The organism is Rothia nasimurium (assembly GCF_042660305.1).
GTDB lineage: Bacteria > Actinomycetota > Actinomycetes > Actinomycetales > Micrococcaceae > Rothia > Rothia nasimurium.
The window spans coordinates 68,926-75,289 of record NZ_JBHSTW010000016.1 but is presented as its reverse complement, the minus strand read 5'-3'; the positions used below and the strand labels follow the sequence as shown (position 1 = coordinate 75,289).

Here is a 6,364-nt window from a genome sequence, read left to right as displayed (position 1 = left end):
CTATTGTTTTTGGTGATCGGTTGCCGCAGGTGGCTGGTCGCTAGATTTGTTGTGGGTTTACACCGTTAATCTGACAGTCCCGAGACAAAAGGGGGCTTGCCAGGCGCGGGAGCAACGTAGAAAATTCCAGGAATTGGGGAAACGATATCTGCCATGATGTGTTTTCTTTCTTGGTAGGGAGTGAATTTACTGCTCTGAAGAGGCAAAGTCGTCAACAACAGAGCGTGCGGCTGCAGCTACTTCTGGGGCATTTGGAGAATCGGAGTGCACACAGATAGAGGCAAAAGGAATCGTAATTTCAGTGCCATCGACCGCTAGAATCGGCTGACCTGAGAGAGCCCTGCGAATTCGTTCTTTTACTGCAGACGGATCTGCCTGTTCAGGTTTCCTTTGAATGATGAGAGAGCCTTCTGCGCTGTAGTTGAGATCAACGTATAGTTCCGGTATGAACTCAACCCCTAAGTCAGCACAAACGCGTTCGTGAGCGGTTCCTGCTAGGCCGAAGAATGGAACACCGTACTGAAGGTTTACCTGAGCAGCCTCGTTCATAAGCTCATCGTCACCGGCAAGGATTCCGTAGAGAGCGCCGTGGGGTTTGATGTGATTAAGTTGCGCGCCGTGCTGGCCTAAGAATGCTGTTAATGCCCCTACCTGATAACGGATAATTTGTCCGACCTCAGAAGGTTCGAGGGCCATTCGCCTGCGGCCAAAACCAGTAAAGTCTGGCAGACCTGGGTGGGCGCCAATTTTGACTCCGTGCTCGACCGCCATCTTGACGGTCTGATCCATGATTGCAGGGTCGCCGGCATGCCAACCGCAAGCAAGGTTGATGGCATCTACAAGGGGCATGAGTGCTTCGTCGTTGCCAAAGCTGTGAAGGCCGATGCCTTCCCCCATATCCGAATTAATCTCAATCTTTGTGCTCTGCATAACATCATCATAGGTTTAAGGTGATGCAGGTCGCAAAAATGTTGCATGGCGGGATAAAGAGAAGTGGAGACGAGCCCTTCCCAGGGGGCCCGCCTCCACTTCGGTTTACTGCCCACACCCCTGCGGGCAGCTATCAGAGACGATAAATTTGAAACACACTCATACTCTGAATCGCAGGTCTGTCAGCCCAAACTCTTCCAGACCTACTACACCAAGTATGACACCTCAACCTCTGCAAAACCTGAGATTCTGTAGGCATAAAAGGGGATAAAAACCGGGCAGGTGTGGAACCTTGCCCCCTGTTTGGGGTCTGGCAAGGTGAAACAAAACCACCCCTCAATAGTGCAAATTTTATCTATCTGTAAAAAATTACTAGACCTTCATGGCGTGTTGCCCTCCCTGCTATACGTTTGACCGCTGATAGAGAGGGCATGGTGGCACGGGTGGCTTACTTTACCTCATCGAGGTCAGCAGATTCAGGCACCTTCACCCGGGTATCCATGTTCAGGGTATCGCCGCGGAAGAAGGGCTTGAACTCGTCGCGGCCCATCAACAGGGCCATCAGGCCAAAGCCAATCACAAACGAGGCAACCGCCGTAACGAACACACCGCTGGTGCCCAGCATCTGGGTGTAGCCGTACTCAGGGTCAGCCATGTTGTAGAGCGAAATGACGAGAATAGCGGTCATCATCAGACCACCGGTTGCCGGAATAACCAGGCGGAACACCACGTTGCGGGCGCTGGTGAAGATATCGCCCCGGTAGTACTTGATGCAGGCGAAGGACGTCACCGCGTAGTACAGGGCTACAGCAACACTGGCAGCCTCGATGGTGTCGGCCAGCATGTTCTCGCTGATGTAGGTCATGCCTGCGTAGAAGAGAGCCGAGCAGACACCCATATAAACAGTGGAAGTCTTGGGGGTCTTGAACTTAGGGTGCACATCGCCGAACTTAGCCGGGATTGACCGGTAGATAGCCATGGCAAAGATGCCGCGGGAGGACGGCAGAATCGTGGTCTGGCAGGTCGCCAGGGCAGATACAGCCACCGCCAAAATGATGATCCAACCCCAGGAGCCCAGCGCGGCGTCCTTAAAGGGGGTGAAGACGTCGTCCGAATTATCGGGGTTAGCCAGGCCAATGCCGCCCGAACCGGCACCCGCGTACATCAGGGCCACCACGGTCACAAACACATAGGTAACCACCAAAATAGAGCTGGAAAGGACGGCCGCGCGCCCCGGGGTGCGGTGAGGGTCCTTGGTTTCCTCGGCGATAGCCAGGCAGGTGTCCCAGCCCCAATAGATGAAGATAGCAATCAGTACGGCCTGAATCATGCCGTCAAAACTAGCCTCAAAGGGGTTAAACCAGTTAGCTTCAAACTCAAAGCCCGCCACCGCGCCCGACGCCAGGGAGTTAAAAACACCCAGTGCCAGCAGCACAATCGCCACATACTGAATACCAACCAGCAGCCACTGGGTCAGCGAGCCAGCCTCAATATTGCGGTAGGAAATCCAGGTGGTCAGGGCAATCACCAGAACACCGGTTGCCACAATAACGTGCTTGTTGTGGGCCAGATCGTCCTGCCCCAGTAGCAGCCAAAAATAGATCGCCGCAATCTGGGTCTGATTAGCCATAGCAATCACGCCCGCCACGATAACGCCCCAGCCAGAAATCCAGCCGGTCTTCGGCCCAAAAGCCTTAGCGCCCCAGGTGAAGACCGTGCCCGAATCCGGCACCGCCTCGTTCAGCTCTTTATAAGAGAGCGCCGTCAGGAGCATAGGGATAAAACCCAAAATCAGGGCTATCGGGGCTTGATAGCCCACGGCTATCACGATGAAGCCAATAGAGGCAGCCAGTGAGTACATGGGGGCGGTTGACGCAACCCCGATGACGGTTGAAGAAGCTAGCCCCAGGCGCCCTGCGGCAAGGCCTTTGTGGCGGAAGTCGTTGGTCATTGTCGCTAAAGATCATCCTCTGCGGTGAGGTGGGCGTAAGAAGCCCGCCCCGGTGGCGGTTAAGAACAGCTTTCAGTATAGGGGTTTAAAACCAGGACGCCGCCGCTCACCATCCCTGCCAAGGGGCAGGGCGGCGGGCGACGGCGTCCTAACGGGGTAGCTACCCGAAGGGTGAACTACTTGCCGCGGGCGGCGCGCTTTTCAGCCTGCTCGCGGTCGTAGGCCTGCCAGTATTCGCGCTGGGTGAGCTCGTCGGTGCCGTCCCAGGCGTCCAGGTTCTTGATCTCGGGCAGGTCTGACGCCTGGAAGATCGGCTCAAGACCTGCCTTGCGCTGGGCCTCGTAATTGCGGAGTACCTTCATGACCTGGGGCATCAGCAGGCAAACCGCTGTCAGGTTGACGATAACCATGCCACCGTTGAGCAGGTCGGCCAGGTTCCACAGCAGGTCGATGGAAGCAATAGCACCGAAGAAGACGAACAGAATCACGACGACGCGGAAGATGTTCATGGGCAGGTGCTTCTCGGTGACGAAGCGGATGTTGGACTCGCCGTAGTAGTAGTTACCGATGATGGAGGAGAAGGCGAAGAGGGCAATCGCTACGGTCAGGAAGTGAACCGCCCAGGGGCCCAGCTGGCTAGAGAGCGCAACCTGGGTGAGGGTGCCTGCGGAGTTCTTGTCGCCGTAGGGGATGTCGCCGGCTACCAGCACGATAAAGGCGGTGACGGAGCAGACCAGCATGGTGTCGAAGTAGACACCCAGGGCCTGCACGAAGCCCTGCTTGGCGGGGTGGGAGACGGACGCGGTTGCACCGGCGTTGGGGGCGGTACCCATACCGGCCTCGTTAGAGAGCAGGCCGCGGCGCATACCCTGGGTGATGACGCCGATCAGGGTGCCGGTGACAAATTCCTTCAGGCCGAAAGCACCTGCGAAGATATCTGCCAGGACGCCGGGGACGGCACCCAGGTTCATGACGACGATAATCAGACCCAGGATCAGGTAGAGCACGGCCATGAAGGGCACCATGATTTCGGTGACCGATGAGATGGTGCGGATGCCGCCGAAAATGATGAAGGCTGAGATAACGGCAATCACCACGCCAATGGCAATGCGGAAGCCCATAGCGCTGGGGTCTGATGCGTCAATGCCGAATGAGGTGGCGGTTGCGCCAACGATGGCGTTGGTCTGCACAGCGACGAAGACGAAGGCGTAGGTGATAACGATGAAGGCAACGAAGATGAGGCCCAGCCAGCGGGCGTTAAGACCGCGTGACATGTAGTAGGCGGGGCCACCGATGTAGGAGTCCTCGCCCTTGCGCTTGTAGAGCTGGCCCAGCAGGGACTCTGCGAAGGCGGACGCGGCACCGACGGAGGCGATAACCCACATCCAGAAGACAGCGCCGGGGCCGCCCATGGTGATAGCCATGGCAACACCGACGATGTTGCCCACGCCCACACGTGAGGCAGCGGAGACGGTAAAGGCGCGGAAGGCGGAGATGCTCTTCTTGCCGTTGTACTCGGTGCCAGCGGGGTCCTTGAGGGTGCGGAACATTTCGCCGATCAGGCGGAACTGAACGCCTCGCGTTGCGATGGTGATGCCCAGGCCTACGGCTACCAGGGCGTACATGAGGAAGTTGGCCCAGAGGTTATCTGAGATGCCGGTAATAACCTCGGTTGCTCCAGCGGTGGATTCGTTAATCCAGTGCACTGCGTTGAGCAGAGTATCCATGCGTGCTCCAAATCGTTAAAAGGGCAGACCGCCCCGGGGTATGGGTGGGTGCGTCTGCACTTGGTGGGGCGCCTTAGCTGCGGCACGGTGGGCAGCAAGGGCGGAGAATCACCGGCGCTAGGGCGGTGAACACTAGGGGTAATTCTCACAGCTCGGTTGCGTTTGTGCAAAACACGTCTACTGTGATGTTGCCGTTTCGTGCACCGCTTTAAACGGATAGGTACCATCTGACTCGGAAAAACCCAGCTGGTTGGTGGGTTTTTCTGAGTTAGATGGTACCTACCCTGCGAGATAGGGCGGACGGACGCTAGGCGCCGGGGCGGGGTGCGTCCGTGTTGTCGGTGAAGACGTCGGGGATGCCGTCCTCGTTCTCGTCGATGCTTTCCTTGAGCGCAATCTGCTTGTAGTGCTTGTTGCGAATCGACAGAATCGTTGCGCCTAAGACCGCTGCGATAACCGAGCCGATCATAATACCGATTTTGGCGTCCTCGGTATGCAGGGAGCCCGACTCGAAGGAGAGTTCGGCGACCAGCATAGAAACGGTGAAGCCGATACCGCCGGTGACGGCTAGGCCGATCACGTCAATCCACTTGATATCGGAGTCTAGGTTCACGCCGCGGAAGCGGGTAATGAGCCAGGTAGTGCCGGTAATGCCGACGGTCTTACCCAGCACCAGGCCGACCATGATGCCGATAGCAACGGAGTCGGTAAGGGCGGTGCGCAGGCCGTCCCAGCCGCCGACCGCTACGCCGGCGGAGAAGAAGGCGAAGAGGGGTACGCAGATGCCGGTGGAGAGCGGACGCAGGCGGTGCTCCAGGGTCTCGGCCAGGGAGGCATGGGCGTCTGCTTGCTTGGCCTGGGCAGTCATGCGTACGGGTACGCAGAAGCCAAGAATAACGCCCGCGATAGTGGCGTGAATACCGGACTCAAGGAAGAGAGCCCAGGTGATAAGGCCCAGGGGCAGCAGGATAACCCAGGCCGCCCACTTGTGGTCGTGGAAGAGCTTTTCGTGCTTGTGGGTCAGCCAGAAATATAGCCCGATGGGAATGATGGAGATAATCAGGTACCAGGCATGGAAGTTGCTGGTGTAAAAGAGGGCGATAATGACGATGGCAATCAGGTCATCGACCACAGCCAGGGTCAGCAGGAAGGTGCGCAGGGCTGCGGGTAGGAAGGTTCCCACACCGGCCAGGACGGCCACCGCGAAAGCGATATCGGTAGCGGCGGGAATAGCCCAGCCGTGCACAGCGGTCTCATTGCCGTGGTTGATGGCGAAATAGATAATAGCCGGGGTCATGGCACCGCCGAAGGCGGCCGCGATGGGGACGACGGCTTTACCCGGGTCACGTAGGTCTCCCACCACGAACTCTTTTTTGAGTTCTAGACCGGTGAGGAAGAAGAAGACCGTGAGCAGGCCGTCAGCGGCCCACAGGTGCACGTTCATCATCAGGTGGCTGAAGCCGGGAATGTTCAAGCCCAGCTCGGTATCGCGCACACTCTCGTAGAAATGTGCGGCTTGGGAGTTAGCCAGAATAACGGCGAGCACGGTGGCGGCGAGCAGAATAAAACCACCCACCGATTCCTTGCGCATAATCTCTGAGACGCGGCTGGTCTCGGCGTACGATCCGCGGGAAAAGAGCGGGTCCTTGTGAGGCGCTTCAGTCATGCCTCTCCTTAGGTCGGGTGTGTCTTCGCTTGCTTCAGGTTCCATTATGCTCCTTTAGCCCAGCTAATGCCGGAATCTGAGATGCAGAAC

4 protein-coding genes are annotated in these 6,364 nt (G+C 57.6%); all 4 read right to left on the bottom strand.

From position 1 onward, the window contains the following. Positions 1-186: 186 nt before the first annotated feature. Positions 187-930, bottom strand: coding sequence for a 5-oxoprolinase subunit PxpA (pxpA, locus tag ACFP6B_RS06875; RefSeq protein WP_377128549.1), 744 nt, complete (start codon positions 928-930; stop codon positions 187-189). A 448-nt stretch (positions 931-1,378) separates the two neighbouring features. Beyond that, on the bottom strand, positions 1,379-2,881 hold the full coding sequence (locus tag ACFP6B_RS06870; RefSeq protein ID WP_377128546.1) for an APC family permease: 1,503 nt from the start codon (positions 2,879-2,881) through the stop codon (positions 1,379-1,381). Between the two features lie 176 nt (positions 2,882-3,057). Beyond that, positions 3,058-4,608 carry an alanine/glycine:cation symporter family protein gene (locus tag ACFP6B_RS06865; protein WP_377128543.1) on the bottom strand — a complete coding sequence of 517 codons (1,551 nt, stop codon included), beginning with the start codon at positions 4,606-4,608 and terminating at the stop codon, positions 3,058-3,060. Between the two features lie 307 nt (positions 4,609-4,915). Next, positions 4,916-6,274 carry a Na+/H+ antiporter NhaA gene (gene nhaA / locus ACFP6B_RS06860; RefSeq protein WP_377128540.1) on the bottom strand — a complete coding sequence of 453 codons (1,359 nt, stop codon included), beginning with the start codon at positions 6,272-6,274 and terminating at the stop codon, positions 4,916-4,918. Between the last annotated feature and the right edge of the window lie 90 nt (positions 6,275-6,364).